The 13,381-nt window shown below is 33.4% G+C and carries 16 protein-coding genes; 7 read left to right on the top strand and 9 right to left on the bottom strand.

Translation table 11 applies throughout. The features are described 5' to 3' along the window. Positions 1–20: 20 nt before the first annotated feature. Positions 21–443: a hypothetical protein gene (locus Q0739_RS10290; RefSeq protein ID WP_298238645.1), complete on the bottom strand. Its 423-nt coding sequence runs from the start codon at positions 441–443 to the stop codon at positions 21–23. A gap of 255 nt (positions 444–698) precedes the next feature. Between Q0739_RS10290 and greA the strand changes: the two genes are divergently transcribed. Together greA and Q0739_RS10280 are read left to right on the top strand one after the other, a co-directional pair. After that, positions 699–1,172, top strand: coding sequence for a transcription elongation factor GreA (gene greA, locus Q0739_RS10285; protein WP_298238644.1), 474 nt, complete (start codon positions 699–701; stop codon positions 1,170–1,172). Positions 1,173–1,179: 7 nt separating this feature from the next. Further along, on the top strand, positions 1,180–1,569 hold the full coding sequence (locus tag Q0739_RS10280; protein ID WP_298238643.1) for an HIT family protein: 390 nt from the start codon (positions 1,180–1,182) through the stop codon (positions 1,567–1,569). Here the strand turns inward: Q0739_RS10280 and Q0739_RS10275 are convergent. Together Q0739_RS10275 and Q0739_RS10270 are read right to left on the bottom strand one after the other, a co-directional pair. Beyond that, positions 1,564–1,914: a hypothetical protein gene (locus Q0739_RS10275; RefSeq protein WP_298238642.1), complete on the bottom strand. Its 351-nt coding sequence runs from the start codon at positions 1,912–1,914 to the stop codon at positions 1,564–1,566. The genes Q0739_RS10280 and Q0739_RS10275 overlap by 6 nt on opposite strands. Positions 1,915–1,916: 2 nt before the next feature. Beyond that, positions 1,917–3,071: a HAMP domain-containing sensor histidine kinase gene (locus tag Q0739_RS10270; protein ID WP_298238641.1), complete on the bottom strand. Its 1,155-nt coding sequence runs from the start codon at positions 3,069–3,071 to the stop codon at positions 1,917–1,919. Positions 3,072–3,191: 120 nt separating this feature from the next. Between Q0739_RS10270 and Q0739_RS10265 the strand changes: the two genes are divergently transcribed. The 3 genes from Q0739_RS10265 (at position 3,192) to aat (ending at position 5,208) form a co-directional block, all read left to right on the top strand. Then, positions 3,192–4,061: a flavin reductase family protein gene (locus tag Q0739_RS10265; protein ID WP_298238640.1), complete on the top strand. Its 870-nt coding sequence runs from the start codon at positions 3,192–3,194 to the stop codon at positions 4,059–4,061. A gap of 43 nt (positions 4,062–4,104) precedes the next feature. Continuing rightward, entirely contained in the window at positions 4,105–4,482 is a 378-nt protein-coding gene (locus tag Q0739_RS10260; protein ID WP_298238639.1) for a DUF3127 domain-containing protein, read from the top strand. Between the two features lie 96 nt (positions 4,483–4,578). Further along, positions 4,579–5,208 carry a leucyl/phenylalanyl-tRNA--protein transferase gene (gene aat, locus Q0739_RS10255; protein WP_298238638.1) on the top strand — a complete coding sequence of 210 codons (630 nt, stop codon included), beginning with the start codon at positions 4,579–4,581 and terminating at the stop codon, positions 5,206–5,208. 83 nt (positions 5,209–5,291) lie between these two features. Here the strand turns inward: aat and Q0739_RS10250 are convergent, their stop codons facing one another. After that, a complete protein-coding gene (locus Q0739_RS10250) occupies positions 5,292–5,855 on the bottom strand; it encodes a DNA-3-methyladenine glycosylase I (protein ID WP_298238637.1) in 564 nt (187 codons plus the stop codon). 130 nt (positions 5,856–5,985) lie between these two features. Here Q0739_RS10250 and Q0739_RS10245 point away from each other — a divergent pair, with 130 nt between their 5' ends. Then, a complete protein-coding gene (locus Q0739_RS10245) occupies positions 5,986–6,603 on the top strand; it encodes a thioredoxin family protein (RefSeq protein WP_298238636.1) in 618 nt (205 codons plus the stop codon). Here Q0739_RS10245 and Q0739_RS10240 read toward each other — a convergent pair. From Q0739_RS10240 to Q0739_RS10220, 5 genes are all read right to left on the bottom strand, one after another. Next, positions 6,587–7,315, bottom strand: a complete 729-nt coding sequence (locus Q0739_RS10240) for a hypothetical protein (protein ID WP_298238635.1) — start codon at positions 7,313–7,315, stop codon at positions 6,587–6,589. The two genes, Q0739_RS10245 and Q0739_RS10240, sit on opposite strands and share 17 nt — an antisense overlap. Positions 7,316–7,362: 47 nt before the next feature. Then, positions 7,363–8,103, bottom strand: coding sequence for a tRNA pseudouridine(55) synthase TruB (gene truB / locus Q0739_RS10235; RefSeq protein ID WP_298238634.1), 741 nt, complete (start codon positions 8,101–8,103; stop codon positions 7,363–7,365). Between the two features lies 1 nt (position 8,104). Continuing rightward, on the bottom strand, positions 8,105–8,899 hold the full coding sequence (gene uppP, locus Q0739_RS10230) for an undecaprenyl-diphosphatase UppP (RefSeq protein ID WP_298238633.1): 795 nt from the start codon (positions 8,897–8,899) through the stop codon (positions 8,105–8,107). Next, complete coding sequence (locus Q0739_RS10225) at positions 8,899–9,153, bottom strand: DUF3098 domain-containing protein (RefSeq protein WP_298238632.1); 255 nt, start codon at positions 9,151–9,153, stop codon at positions 8,899–8,901. The genes uppP and Q0739_RS10225 overlap by 1 nt, the downstream gene beginning before the upstream one ends. A 69-nt stretch (positions 9,154–9,222) precedes the next feature. Further along, positions 9,223–10,101: a permease-like cell division protein FtsX gene (locus tag Q0739_RS10220; RefSeq protein ID WP_298238631.1), complete on the bottom strand. Its 879-nt coding sequence runs from the start codon at positions 10,099–10,101 to the stop codon at positions 9,223–9,225. 342 nt (positions 10,102–10,443) lie between these two features. Here Q0739_RS10220 and Q0739_RS10215 point away from each other — a divergent pair, with 342 nt between their 5' ends. Next, on the top strand, positions 10,444–13,380 hold the full coding sequence (locus tag Q0739_RS10215) for a class I tRNA ligase family protein (RefSeq protein ID WP_298238630.1): 2,937 nt from the start codon (positions 10,444–10,446) through the stop codon (positions 13,378–13,380). Position 13,381: the final 1 nt, after the last annotated feature.

The following is a 13,381-nucleotide window of genomic DNA, read 5'->3' as shown; positions in this document are numbered from 1 at the left end:
ATAAAATTAACTGCGCTTTTTTAATTAGATATTATAAGCGTGTTTCCGCTCTGTTCCACACGGTAATTTCTTAATACACATCGTAAGGTGCCATCTTTTAAGGGTTGCCCGTTTACTAGGCTGTACTCATTCTTATCTTCACAACCACAGGTTGCATTTAAACCAGAGGGTTCAAGTACAGAACAAGCACTTTGTGCATGATTTGGGTCACTAGCATCCCAAGCTAAATAATCGGCACCAGTGAATGCAATAATAATACCTCCATTACCTACATTAGGAATTCTAACAGAGTTGCCTGAAAATAGTAATTCTTGATAGAAGTTTAAATTAATAACTTCGTTTATCGGAATATCAAAGAGAAATTTACAATTTTCATTTTCTTCTCTATTACTACTGCATGAAAGTAGAAATGTTATTCCAAATATTACAGTAAAGTATTTCATTTAGCTATTTAAAATTTAATGTGCAATTTACAACAAAAAGTAAATTGGTATTAATGTTAAGTTTATTTCTTAATATCATTTTTCGCTTCTATGATAATGCAGCTAAAGTACTTTTTTCTATTCTTAAATATGTCATTAAAATTTTGTACTTTTGTTATACAATCTCGTGTAAGCGGGATTTTTTTATTCCGAATTCTTCACTACAATTAACTGAAGTGTGTTTCGGAATCTTTTTATTAAGTAAACGATGAAGTTATGAGTAAAGTATCTTACTATACACCTGAGGGATTAAAAAAATTAAGAGACGAGCTAAAGCAATTAAAAGATGTAGAACGCGTAAAAGCGTCTAGAGCCATTGCAGAAGCAAGAGATAAAGGCGATTTAAGTGAAAATGCAGAGTACGATGCAGCTAAGGAAGCACAAGGAATGTTAGAAATGCGCATTTCTAAACTTGAGGATGCCTTAGCAGGAGCACGAGTTATTGATGAATCTCAAATGGATAATTCTAAAATATTAGTACTATCTAAAGTAAAAATAAAGAATCAAACCAATGGTATGGAAATGAATTATACCTTGGTTGCAGATGGTGAAGCCGATTTAGCATCTGGTAAAATTTCTGTTAATTCCCCAATTGGAAAAGGATTGCTGGGGAAATCGGTTGGTGATGTTGCTGAAATTCAAGTGCCTAATGGCGTGATGAAATTTGATATTATTGAAATTTCAAGATAATTAAATTATGGGGTCTATTTTTACTAAAATAGTAAACGGAGAAATTCCTTGTTATAAAGTTGCAGAAACAGAGGACTTTTTGGCATTTTTAGATGTTAACCCCAATGCTAAAGGACATACACTTTGCATTCCTAAAAAGGAGGTTGATAAAATTTTCGATTTAAATGAAACTGCTTATAATGGGTTGATGGCATTTTCTCGAAAAGTAGCAATAGCCTTAGAAAAGGCAGTTCCTTGTAAACGAATAGGTATAAGTGTTATTGGCTTAGAAGTACCCCACGCGCATGTGCATTTAATTCCATTACAATCTATGGAAGATGCTCGATTCATTCAAAAAGTAACATTGAGTATGCAAGAGTTTCAACAAATTGCAGATACAATTAAATCGCATTTATAATTCTACATAGAGAATTAGAAAGACTATTAAAGCTATGGCAATAAAAATAGTTAAAAAAGCAATCCAAGTCATTTTCTTTAGATAGGTTGAAGCTTTCTTAGGTGTAAAAGCTCTTTTTTGATAGGCAACTACACGTTCAATATCATTTGTCCATTGTACAGGGTAAATAACAGAGTCGCAAGTTATACAATTAAGTTCATTAATAACTTCGGGAGTAATGGATTTGTAGAATTTAGTTTCTTTTATTTTTTGCTTAAAATTTAAGCGTAATCCATCACTGCTGTAGCACTCGGGACAGTTATTTTTCAGAGTAACTTCTTTTATGTTTATAAGCCTTTCAGACATAACTAATTTGCACGTTTAAGACTGATTTGGAAAGTACTTCCTTTATTTTTTTCAGACCGTAAAACTTTTATTTTACCATTATGAAAATCTTCTATAATCCGCTTAGTTAAAGATAAACCTAAGCCCCAGCCTCGCTTTTTAGTAGTGTAACCAGGTTCGAATATTTTATTAAAGTTCTTTTTTAAAATACCTTTACCGGTATCTGTTACATTAATTTTTACATTGTCTTCAAGTTGAGCAATTTCAACTGTAAGTTTTCCACGACCTTTCATAGCATCAATGGCATTCTTTACTAAATTTTCTATAGTCCAACTGTATAGTTGTTTGTTGAGGTTTACTTTTATTTCTTCATTGGGTGTTAGTAGATTAAACTCAATTAATTTGGAAGATCTCGTTTTTAAATAATCGTAAGAATCAATAGTTTCTTTTACAATATCTATGGGTTCTAGGGCTGTTACAGAGCCTATTTTACTGAAACGTTCGGTGATAGTTTGTAGTCTATCAATGTCTTTTTCAATTTCGGTTATATAGTTGGGGTTAACATTTTCGCTTTTTAATATTTCTGTCCAACCAATTAGAGAAGATAGTGGTGTACCTATTTGATGAGCTGTTTCCTTTGCCATTCCAGACCATAATTTGTTTTGAATGGCATTTTTGTTACTCGTGTAAAAGAAATAAATAACAGCACCAAAAAGAAATATGATAAGCAGTAATGCTAAAGGATAATATTTTAACTTATTTAACAAGGGAGAGTTTCCATAGTATATGGTTTGCAGTACTTTATTGTCATAAGTTACTTTAATGGGGTTGTATTCGTTCTTAAACTTATCAATAAGCTTTTGAATTTTAATAGAGTCGTTTGCAACTTTTTCATCAATGTTTTTAGTGTCATAGCCCCCATCTTGATTTACTATAATCATTGGGGTGGTTTTATTGCTTTGTAGAATTTCTATAGGAAGTTCACCAATATCAGTATTTAAATTTGAGGTTTTATTTAATTCTTTTTGAGCAAAAGACCAATTTTGCATTTTCACACGTTCTTCAGCCTTAAAATTCTGAAAGAACTCATACGTATTCCATAAAATAAGCGATACAATAACAAATGAAATTGCTATCATTACCCAACGTAAAGAGTTTTTGTACTTTATGAAAATCATGAATATTAATTTTTACATGTAATATAATGCAAATCTGTTAATATTATTGTGCAAGTTGTTAGTAAATCGGTTTTTAGTTACATGGCATATTAGTTACATTTGTTCAAATTAAAAATTGGTATGACATCATTCGACCCTAAAGCATTAGCGACGGGGAAATTACATAGTTATTTGTTAAGTTCTGTGGCGCCAAGACCCATAGCTTTTGCAAGTACCATGGATGTTGATGGAAATCCTAATTTATCGCCGTTTAGTTTCTTTAATGTGTTTAGTGCAAATCCGCCTGTGATGATTTTTTCACCAGCGCGTCGAGTAAAAGATAATACGGTAAAGCATACATTACTTAATGCCGAAATAACTAAGGAGGTCGTTATAAATGTTGTTAATTATGATTTGGTGCATCAAATGTCTTTAAGTAGTACAGAATATGCTGAGGGCGTAAATGAATTTGAAAAAGCAGGTCTAACCATGTTAGAATCGGATGTGGTAAAACCTTTTCGAGTAGCAGAATCGCCAGTTCAGTTTGAATGTAAGGTTAATGATATTATTAAACTAGGAGCCCAGGGTGGCGCCGGAAATTTAATAATTTGCGAAGTTGTAAAGTTTCATATAGATAATGACGTTTTAGACGCAAACGGCGTAATTAATCAAGAGAAATTAGATTTGGTGTCAAGAGCAGGAGGTAGTTATTACAGTCGTGCCAATAAGGGGTTTTTTGAAATTCCAAAGCCATTATCGACTTTAGGAATAGGAGTAGATAATTTGCCAGAGCATGTTAGAAATAGTATGATACTAACAGGGAACGATTTGGGAATGTTGGCAAATGTTGAAGCTTTGCCAAAGCAAGACAAAGTTGATGCTTTTTTAGAAAATGTTGTTAGTAACTACCCGAATATTAAAAATGCAACACAAAGAGAAAAACATAAATTAGCGCAGAATTATTTAAGTTTTGGTGATGTAGAAAATGCTTGGAATATTTTGTTAAGTTGAAAAATAAGCGAACAGTATAAATAAAGATTAAATAATAGATTAAATGGAAGTTCAAGGAAGAATTAAAGTAATTGGTGAAACGCAAACGTTTGGAGCAAATGGTTTCAGAAAAAGGGAATTGGTAGTAACAACAGAGGAGCAATACCCACAGCATATAATGGTGGAATTTGTTCAAGATAAAACAGACTTATTAAACAGCTATCAAGTTGGTCAACAAGTTAAAGTCAATATTAATTTAAGAGGTAGAGAATGGGTTAACCCACAGGGTGAAACTAAGTATTTTAACTCGATTCAAGGTTGGAGAATTGAGGCCTTACAAGCAGAAGCTGGAGCTGATAATTTACCACCTGTACCACCAATGGATGCTTTTGAACCTGCAGGTGATTTAAAAGAAGAAGATCACGACGATTTACCTTTTTAATAAGTTTAAAGATGTCGCCCTGAGCGTAGTCGAAGGGTCTAATAAATCAAACCTCATTGTATTCAAAAAACATTGAGGTTTTTATTTTACTAGAAATTGCACTATTTAGATAAAGATATATGGTTTCCCCACGTTAACAATGCTTCTCCAGATGGTTTATTAGCTATTGGTGGTGATTTATCTATTGAAAGATTATTGCTAGCATATAAGAATGGTATTTTTCCGTGGTTTGAAGTAGAAGAGCCTATTTTGTGGTGGTCTCCCGACCCGCGTTTTGTTTTGTTTCCAGAAAAACTAAAAGTTTCTAAAAGTATGAAACAAGTGCTTCGAATTAAAGATTATAAAGTAACTATTAATAAAGCTTTTAAAGAGGTTATAACCGAATGTTCTAAAGTTAATAGACAAGGACAAACTGGTACCTGGATAACTGAAAACATGATAGAAGCCTATGTAAAAATGCATGAACTAGGATTTGCAAAGTCTGTTGAGGTTTGGAAAGAAGATTTGCTAGTTGCAGGACTCTACGGCATAGATTTAGGCAATAATGTATTTAGTGGTGAAAGTATGTTTACAAAAGAAAGTAATGCTAGTAAAGTTGGATTCATAACTTTCATTAAAAATACAAATTATAAATTAATAGATTGTCAAGTTTATACCAATCATCTTGAGAGTTTAGGGGCAGAGGAGATTTCTAGAGATGAATTTTTGGAGAACTTATCAGTTTGATATTGTCTAAGAAATAACGATTTGGTTTAGCTTTTACGATATAACATTCAATGGGTTTAAATTATAAAGGCATATTAAATAGATTAAATTTCTTCATATCTAAAACAACTAGTTTCATGGTCATTCACCATACCTGTGGCTTGCATGTGCGCATAAATTACGGTAGTACCAACAAATTTAAATCCGCGTTTTTTTAAATCTTTACTAATGGTGTCGCTTAAGGGTGTATTTGCGGGAATGTCACTTAAATTTTTGAATGCATTTTTTATAGGCTTCCCATCTACAAACGCCCAAATATATTTGCTGAAAGAACCAAATTCATCTTGTATATTCATAAACGATTGCGCATTGGTGATAGTCGCTTTTACCTTGAGTTTATTTCTAATAATACCAGCATCTTGCAATAAGGTATCAATTTTATCTTGGTTGTAATTGGCTATTTTTTTGTAATCAAAATTATCAAATGCATTTCTAAAGTTTTCGCGCTTTCGTAATACAGTAATCCAACTTAAACCTGCTTGGAATGTTTCTAAAATTAAGAATTCAAAAAGAGTAGCATCATCGTAAACTGGAACACCCCATTCTTGATCGTGGTATGCTTCATATAAAGGGTCGCCAATACACCAATTACATCTATATTTTTTCATTATAAGTAAAAGTTATAAGCTCATTTAAAACAGTTATCTAAATAAAGTAAGTATTAATTACTAAGTATGACAAATATCATCTTAATTGAAATACCAAGATACTAATTTTGTATGGTCAAAAAATAAGATTATGAGTTCAATTGTTAAAAATAGCTTGCAGAAAAGTATATCTTATCAAGCATATCGAGATTTAGTTAAGCAATTAGCCGAAGAAAATTCTACTACAGGTTTAGAGAAAACAGAGGCTTTAGCAAATTACACAAAGCTTAACAATAGACGTATGAAGCGTTGGGATAAAACAGTAAAACTTTCTGAGGAAATAAAAGCTCGTTTAAATGTATTTGATGAAAAAGTAACCTGGTTAGTGATTACTGAAAGCTGGTGTGGTGATGCAGCACATGTAATTCCGGTGTTAAATAAGCTAGCTGAGTTTAAAGGTAATATTGATTTAAGATTAGTTCTAAGAGATGAAAATCCAGAGTTAATGGAAGCCTTTTTAACTAATGGTAATAGAGCTATTCCAAAACTTCTTATGATTGATGATGCCTCGGGAGAGGTTATAAATACTTTCGGGCCAAGACCAAGCGAAGCAACAAGTTATGTTAATCGATTTAAGGTTATGTATGGCAAATTGACTCCAGAGTTTAAGGAGGATTTACAGCATTGGTATAATAAAGATAAAGGTCAAAATATAATTGAAGACGTTACAGAGATGTTGTGTGAGCTAAAACCTAATGTTTGCCAATAAAATAAAAGGTAATTGAGCCAATTTGGGATGTTTTGGAAGGGTCGGCACTAAATAAAGACTCTTTAGCATATTCCAAGGCATGCTCAATTAAACATTCGTTCGAAGAAGTAGAGGAGGTATTAACATAAGCATCTGTAACACCACCTTTTGCATTTACAGTAATATTTACAACAATTTTACCATCGACTTCGCACAGATAAATTGGAATAGGTATATGAACTTTTGTTCTGTCTTTTAAAGAAAAACTAATAGTACTTTTAGCATTGTTACCATCGTCTTGCTGTTTTTTAAGCAAATCGTTTACCTTATCAAAAGAAGATAACTTATCCTTATCTATGCTAGGTTCTATAGGTTCATGCTTTTTAGTTTCTTGATTGCTACCGTCGCTTAAATTATCTGCGTTCGATTTAGGATATTCGTAGTCTTCAGGAGGCGCAATGGGTTTGTATGCTTGGGCGAACTGCTTGCTTTGTTGTGTTTCATTAAAAGCATTGTTGGTTTCAGCTTTACTAGCATTTAATTTTTCTAGTGCTTCAAGTAGTTTAACTTCTTCTTCTGTTAATTCTTCCTCAGGCTCGACTTCATAATAACTTTCAGAAAGGAATTCACTCTGTTTTTTAAGACTTAAATTAAAAACAGACATGACAACGGTTCCCGATATTAGGAGCGTTATAAGTAGGGCTTTATGTTGATCTGTTAGGTGCAAATCCAAGTTTATTTATAGCAATTCTTCACGAAATATACGTAAAATTATAGAATCTAGACTTTTAGCGTCCTTATAAAGTCTTCTATACTAAGGGCTTCATCGAGATTAAAGCTGCCAATTTTTGTACGTCTAAGAGCAGATAAGTGTGCACCAGATTTTAGTGCTTTTCCAAAATCGTTGGCTAAAGAACGAATGTAAGTCCCTTTACTACAGATTACTCTAAATTCAATATTTATTAAACTAGTACTGAGCCCTTCGACTTTGCTCAAGATAGACTGCGTCGAAGTGTCAATTTTAATAATTTCAAATTCTGAAATATGAACCGTTCTTGGTTTTATTTCAACATCTTCGCCAGCTCTAGCGAATTCGTACAAGCGTTTGCCATCTTTTTTAATAGCAGAAAATATTGGTGGAAATTGTTGTATTTCACCAGTAAACTGTTTTGTGGTCTTTTTTATTAAATCTTCTGTAATATGTTCTGTTGGAAAGCGTTCATTTATTTCTGTTTCTAGATCAAAAGAAGGTGTCGTACTGCCTATTACAAAAGTGCCTGTATATTCTTTAATCTGTGCTTGGAAGGAATCTATTTGTTTGGTCATTTTACCAGTACAAAGCACTAATAATCCTGTTGCTAATGGGTCTAGGGTACCAGCATGCCCAACTTTTATCTTTTTAATTTTAAAAGCTTGTTTTATTTCCCAACGCAGTTTATTTACAACTTGAAAGGAGGTCCAGTTTAATGGTTTATCTATTAAAAGAACTTGACCAGATTGGTAGTCTTCTAGTGTTTTCATGTTAATTTAATAATGAAAATAAAATAGCAACAAGACCAACAATAACACAATAGATAGCAAAATAAGTGAGCTTGCTTTTTTTAACAAGTGCGATCATCCAAGTACAAGCAAACAAACCCGCAATAAAAGCGGCTATAAAACCAATAGATAATGCTGTAAAGTTTCCTGAATCATAAGTTAAATCACCACTTAATACATCTTTAGCAATTTTTCCAAAAATTAATGGGACAACCATTAAGAATGAAAAACGGGCAGCCTTAGTTTTATCGTTTCCTAATAAAACCGATGTTGAAATGGTAGCTCCAGAACGCGAAATTCCAGGTAGCATAGCTATGGCTTGAGAAATTCCAATTACAAAAGCATTTTTAAACGATACTTTTTTATTGGTATCTTTTGCTTTGTCTGCTAAGTATAATAAAATGGCTGTAACAATTAGCATACAGCCTACCAATAGAATATTACCGCCAAAAAGTGCTTCCAATTGTTCTTCAAAAAATAAACCAACAATAACAGCTGGAATCATAGAAACTGCAATTTTAGAAATAAACTGTAAATCATCATTCCATTTAAACTTAAGAGCGCCTTTAATTAAATCTAAAATATCTTTTCTAAAAACAACAATAGTACTTAATGCTGTTGCAAAATGAAGCACTACTGTAAATAGTAAGCTTTCTTCTGGTACAGAATTATCACCCAGAATTGCTTTACCTAATTCTAAATGCCCACTAGAAGAGACTGGTAAAAATTCGGTAAGTCCTTGAATTATACCAAGAATGATTGCGTCTAAAATATCCATTACTTCTTATCTGGATTCAATAAAATAGCATAGATCTGAATACCAAAGCCAATCAACACTAAAGTTGGTGCTAAACGAATACGTGTCCAAGAAAATATTTCAGGGTTAAAAACATTTGGGTCGTCACTTCCTCCTCCAGACATTAATATAAAACCAATGGCAATACAAGCTAAACCAATAAACATAAATTTGTAGTTTTTCTTTCCAAAAACAAAAACTGGTTTTGTGTTTTCTTTACGTTTTTTCTCTCCCATTTTATATGATATTCAACAGTGCAAATTAACTCAATTTATTTATATGATAATCTTAAGGTTTTTATAAAATCAATAATACAACTGGTCTGTTTTTAAATTCAAGAAGCGTTGGGTTGCAAAATGTGTGCTTATCCAAGTAATAATAATACCCAATCCAAAAACGAACACAAAAAGTAGAACAACCAAAAAAGGTTTGTTTAATAAACCTAACTCAGGGAAAGTGCGGTTTAAATAGTATAGTACAAAAGCCATCCCAATAAGTGCTAAAACAGCACCAATAATGCCAAGTTTGATGCTTTTCCAAACAAAAGGTCTTCTAATAAACTGCTTTGTTGCACCAACCATTTGCATAGTTTTAATGGTAAATCTTTTAGAATACACCGCTAGCCTTATGGAACTATTAATTAATAAAACAGCTATTAAAGTAAATATGGCACTAATAAATAATACCCAAAAGCTTATTTTTTTAACGTTATCGTTCATAAGGTTAACTAAATCATTGTCATAAGAAACTTCATCTACAAAGTTTTTGCTAAGGGCTTCGGCAGAAATTTTTTCAAGTTGTTCAGAGGTTACAAAATCTGCTTTTAGATGCACGTCTATTGAGTTTTGAAGCGGATTATAACCAACAAAATCCATAAAATCTTCACCATTTTCAGCTTTCATAAATTCAGCAGCCTGTTCTTTAGACACGTATTCTGTAGACTTCACATAATCAGACATCGCTAAACTTTTCTCAAGCTGTTTTTTTTCAACATCCTTAGCAGAATCTTTTAAATAGATAGTTACGACTACCTGCTCCTTAAAATGATCCGACACTTTTTTAGCATTAAGTACCAAAAGACCCAATAATCCTAATAAGAATAATACTAAGGCAATACTTAAAACAACCGAAAAGTATGAAGAAACAAGTTTTCGTTTTTGGTGCTTTTCAAAGGATGAACTCATAAAGTTGTTGGATTAATGCTGTAAAAATAATAAAGTATATGAAAAGAAACTTCAAAAGGCATAAGTCTTTTGGTTTCAATTGAATTTGTTATTCCCGTGAAAGCGGGAATCCTTTTATTTAAATGCAATTTTTTGTTTTCAAATACAAAATTTAAAATAATTACTGATGTTTCAGGATTACAACGTTTAAACTTTCAACATTGTTATAATAAGTTTAAATTTGCGCTTTTAAAATCTGTCATTCCGAGCGAAGCGCGGGAATCTTTTCTATTGAATTTTTAACTAAAAGATTGCCACAGTCGTACCTCCTTCGCAATGACAAGAACCTTTATTAATACTATAATGAAATACCATTTCAACGAGATAGAAGCCAAATGGCAAAAATATTGGGCAGAGAACCAAACATTTAAAGCCGAAAATAATAGCGATAAACCAAAATATTATGTTTTGGATATGTTTCCTTATCCAAGTGGTGCGGGCTTGCATGTTGGGCATCCGTTGGGGTATATTGCTTCCGATATTTATGCGCGTTATAAACGTCATCAAGGATTTAATGTGTTGCATCCACAAGGTTACGATAGTTTTGGGTTGCCAGCTGAACAGTATGCTATTCAAACAGGGCAACACCCTGCAATTACTACCGCTGAAAATATTAAAACCTATCGTCGTCAATTGGATCAAATAGGATTTTCATTCGATTGGTCTCGTGAGGTGCGTACCTCAGACCCAAGTTATTATAAATGGACGCAGTGGATTTTTATTCAATTGTTCAACTCGTGGTATAATAATGAAAGTGATAAAGCGGAAGATATTTCAGAATTAGAACGTATTTTTTCTTCGGAAGGGAATGCAAATGTGAATGCTGTTTGTGACGATAATATTGAACCATTTTCTGCTGAAGCATGGAACGGTTTTGACTCGGTAAAGCAACAACAAATTTTATTGCAATACCGTTTAACCTATTTGGCTGAAACGGAGGTAAACTGGTGTCCAGCTTTAGGAACGGTTTTAGCAAACGATGAAATAGTAAATGGCGTTTCAGAACGTGGTGGGCATCCTGTAATTAGAAAAAAAATGACCCAATGGAGTATGCGAATTTCTGCCTATGCAGAACGTTTACTTCAAGGTTTAGATAAAATTGATTGGACCGATTCTTTAAAGGAGAGCCAGCGTAACTGGATTGGGAAATCGGTAGGAGCTAGTGTATCGTTTAATGTTTTAGCCAACAATGAAAACGATAGTCATGCTGAGCTTGTCGAAGCATCTCATAAAATAGAAGTTTTTACAACCCGCCCTGATACAATTTTTGGTGTTAGTTTTATGACTTTAGCACCAGAGCACGATCTAGTTTCAAAAATTACAACACCAGAACAAAAAGCCGAAGTTGAAGCTTATATAGCAGCTACAGCAAAACGAAGCGAACGCGATAGAATGGCAGATGTAAAAACCATAACAGGAGCTTTTACTGGGGCTTATGCAGAACATCCGTTTACAAAAGCACCTATCCCTATTTGGATAGGCGATTACGTATTGGCTGGGTATGGAACTGGAGCTGTTATGTCTGTACCATCTGGAGATCAACGTGATTATGATTTTGCAAAACATTTTAATATTCCAATTCCTAATATTTTTGAAGGGGTAGATATTTCTGAAGAAGCCTTTGCCGATAAAGACAAAACCGTTATTGCAAATAGTGATTTTCTTAACGGGATGAATTATAAAAAAGCCACCAAACGTGCTATTTACGAATTGGAGCAAATGGGGCAAGGTGAAGGAAAAACCAATTACCGTTTGCGTGATGCCGTATTTAGTCGTCAGCGTTATTGGGGAGAACCTTTTCCTGTGTATTATGTAAATGGGATGCCACAAATGATTGATGCAGAACATTTACCAATAAAACTCCCAGAAGTTGAAAAGTATTTGCCAACCGAAACTGGCGAACCGCCATTAGGGAATGCCACTGTTTGGGCATGGGATACCATAAATAATAAAGTGGTTTCAAATGATTTGATTGATAACGAAACGATTTTTCCATTAGAGTTAAACACCATGCCAGGGTGGGCAGGAAGTTCGTGGTATTTTAACCGCTATATGGATCCTGATAACCAAAATGAAATGGCTTCAAAAGAAGCGATGGACTATTGGCAAGATGTAGATTTATATATAGGCGGAAGCGAGCATGCCACAGGGCATTTATTATACTCGCGGTTTTGGCAAAAATTCTTGTTTGATAAAGGCGTTGTCCCTGTTGATGAGTATGCTAAAAAACTGATTAACCAAGGAATGATTTTGGGGACTAGTGCTTTTGTTTATAGAGTTAATGATTATCCCAATGTTTATGTTTCGAAAGGGGTAGCTGATATTATTTCTAGTTCTAAGGATACTAATAAAGTTGTTGATTCAGTGAATTTGATTGTAGATAAAATAGGAAAACCAGACCTCATAATCGGATTTAATTCAATTCATACAGATGTGTCATTTGTAAATTCATCCGATGAATTAGATATTGAAGCTTTCAAAAACTGGAGAGAAGAATATAAAAATGCTGAGTTTATTTGTGAAGAAGATGGCACTTTCAAAGTAAAGCGCGAAGTCGAAAAAATGTCCAAATCCAAATACAACGTTGTCAATCCAGACAACATTGTCACAGATTATGGTGCAGACAGTTTGCGTCTTTACGAAATGTTTTTAGGCCCTTTAGAACAATACAAACCTTGGAATACCGCAGGTATTACTGGCGTGCACAGTTTCCTTAAAAAGCTTTGGAAATTATATGCCGATGATAACGGATTGAAAGTTTCAGACGCTACACCAACAAAAGACAATCTAAAGACATTACACAAAACCATTAAAAAAGTTCAAGAGGATATTGAGAACTTTTCGTTTAACACATCGGTGTCCACTTTTATGATTGCAGTTAATGAATTAACAGCTCAAAAATGCACATCAAAGGATATTTTAGAACCCTTATTGGTTTTAATTTCGCCTTATGCGCCACATATTGCTGAGGAGTTATGGAGTCAGTTGGGGTATAACGAGTCTATTTCAACAGCACCATTCCCAGAGTTTGATGCAAGCCATTTGGTAGAAAGCAGCAAGAATTACCCGATTTCATTTAATGGAAAAATGCGTTTTACTATGGAACTGCCTTTAGATATGAGTAAAGACGCCATTGAAGAAGCAGTATTAGAACACGAAAAAACAAAGGAACAATTAGCAGGTCGAACCCCTAAAAAGGTGATTGTGGTGCCTGGGAAGATTGTAAATATTGTAGGATAAC

The organism is uncultured Algibacter sp. (assembly GCF_947487605.1).
GTDB lineage: Bacteria > Bacteroidota > Bacteroidia > Flavobacteriales > Flavobacteriaceae > Algibacter_D.
Note: the sequence above shows the minus strand (reverse complement) of the source record. Positions and strands in the feature narration are given on the sequence as shown.

Coding starts and splice junctions, on each gene's coding strand:
- Q0739_RS10265 (WP_298238640.1), top strand. CDS start 3,192: ATGACATCATTCGACCCTAAAGCATTAGCGACGGGGAAATTACATAGT.
- Q0739_RS10280 (WP_298238643.1), top strand. CDS start 1,180: ATGGGGTCTATTTTTACTAAAATAGTAAACGGAGAAATTCCTTGTTAT.
- truB (WP_298238634.1), bottom strand. CDS start 8,103: ATGAAAACACTAGAAGACTACCAATCTGGTCAAGTTCTTTTAATAGAT.
- Q0739_RS10275 (WP_298238642.1), bottom strand. CDS start 1,914: ATGTCTGAAAGGCTTATAAACATAAAAGAAGTTACTCTGAAAAATAAC.
- Q0739_RS10260 (WP_298238639.1), top strand. CDS start 4,105: ATGGAAGTTCAAGGAAGAATTAAAGTAATTGGTGAAACGCAAACGTTT.
- Q0739_RS10220 (WP_298238631.1), bottom strand. CDS start 10,101: ATGAGTTCATCCTTTGAAAAGCACCAAAAACGAAAACTTGTTTCTTCA.
- Q0739_RS10225 (WP_298238632.1), bottom strand. CDS start 9,153: ATGGGAGAGAAAAAACGTAAAGAAAACACAAAACCAGTTTTTGTTTTT.
- Q0739_RS10270 (WP_298238641.1), bottom strand. CDS start 3,071: ATGATTTTCATAAAGTACAAAAACTCTTTACGTTGGGTAATGATAGCA.
- Q0739_RS10245 (WP_298238636.1), top strand. CDS start 5,986: ATGAGTTCAATTGTTAAAAATAGCTTGCAGAAAAGTATATCTTATCAA.
- Q0739_RS10290 (WP_298238645.1), bottom strand. CDS start 443: ATGAAATACTTTACTGTAATATTTGGAATAACATTTCTACTTTCATGC.
- uppP (WP_298238633.1), bottom strand. CDS start 8,899: ATGGATATTTTAGACGCAATCATTCTTGGTATAATTCAAGGACTTACC.
- greA (WP_298238644.1), top strand. CDS start 699: ATGAGTAAAGTATCTTACTATACACCTGAGGGATTAAAAAAATTAAGA.
- Q0739_RS10250 (WP_298238637.1), bottom strand. CDS start 5,855: ATGAAAAAATATAGATGTAATTGGTGTATTGGCGACCCTTTATATGAA.
- Q0739_RS10215 (WP_298238630.1), top strand. CDS start 10,444: ATGAAATACCATTTCAACGAGATAGAAGCCAAATGGCAAAAATATTGG.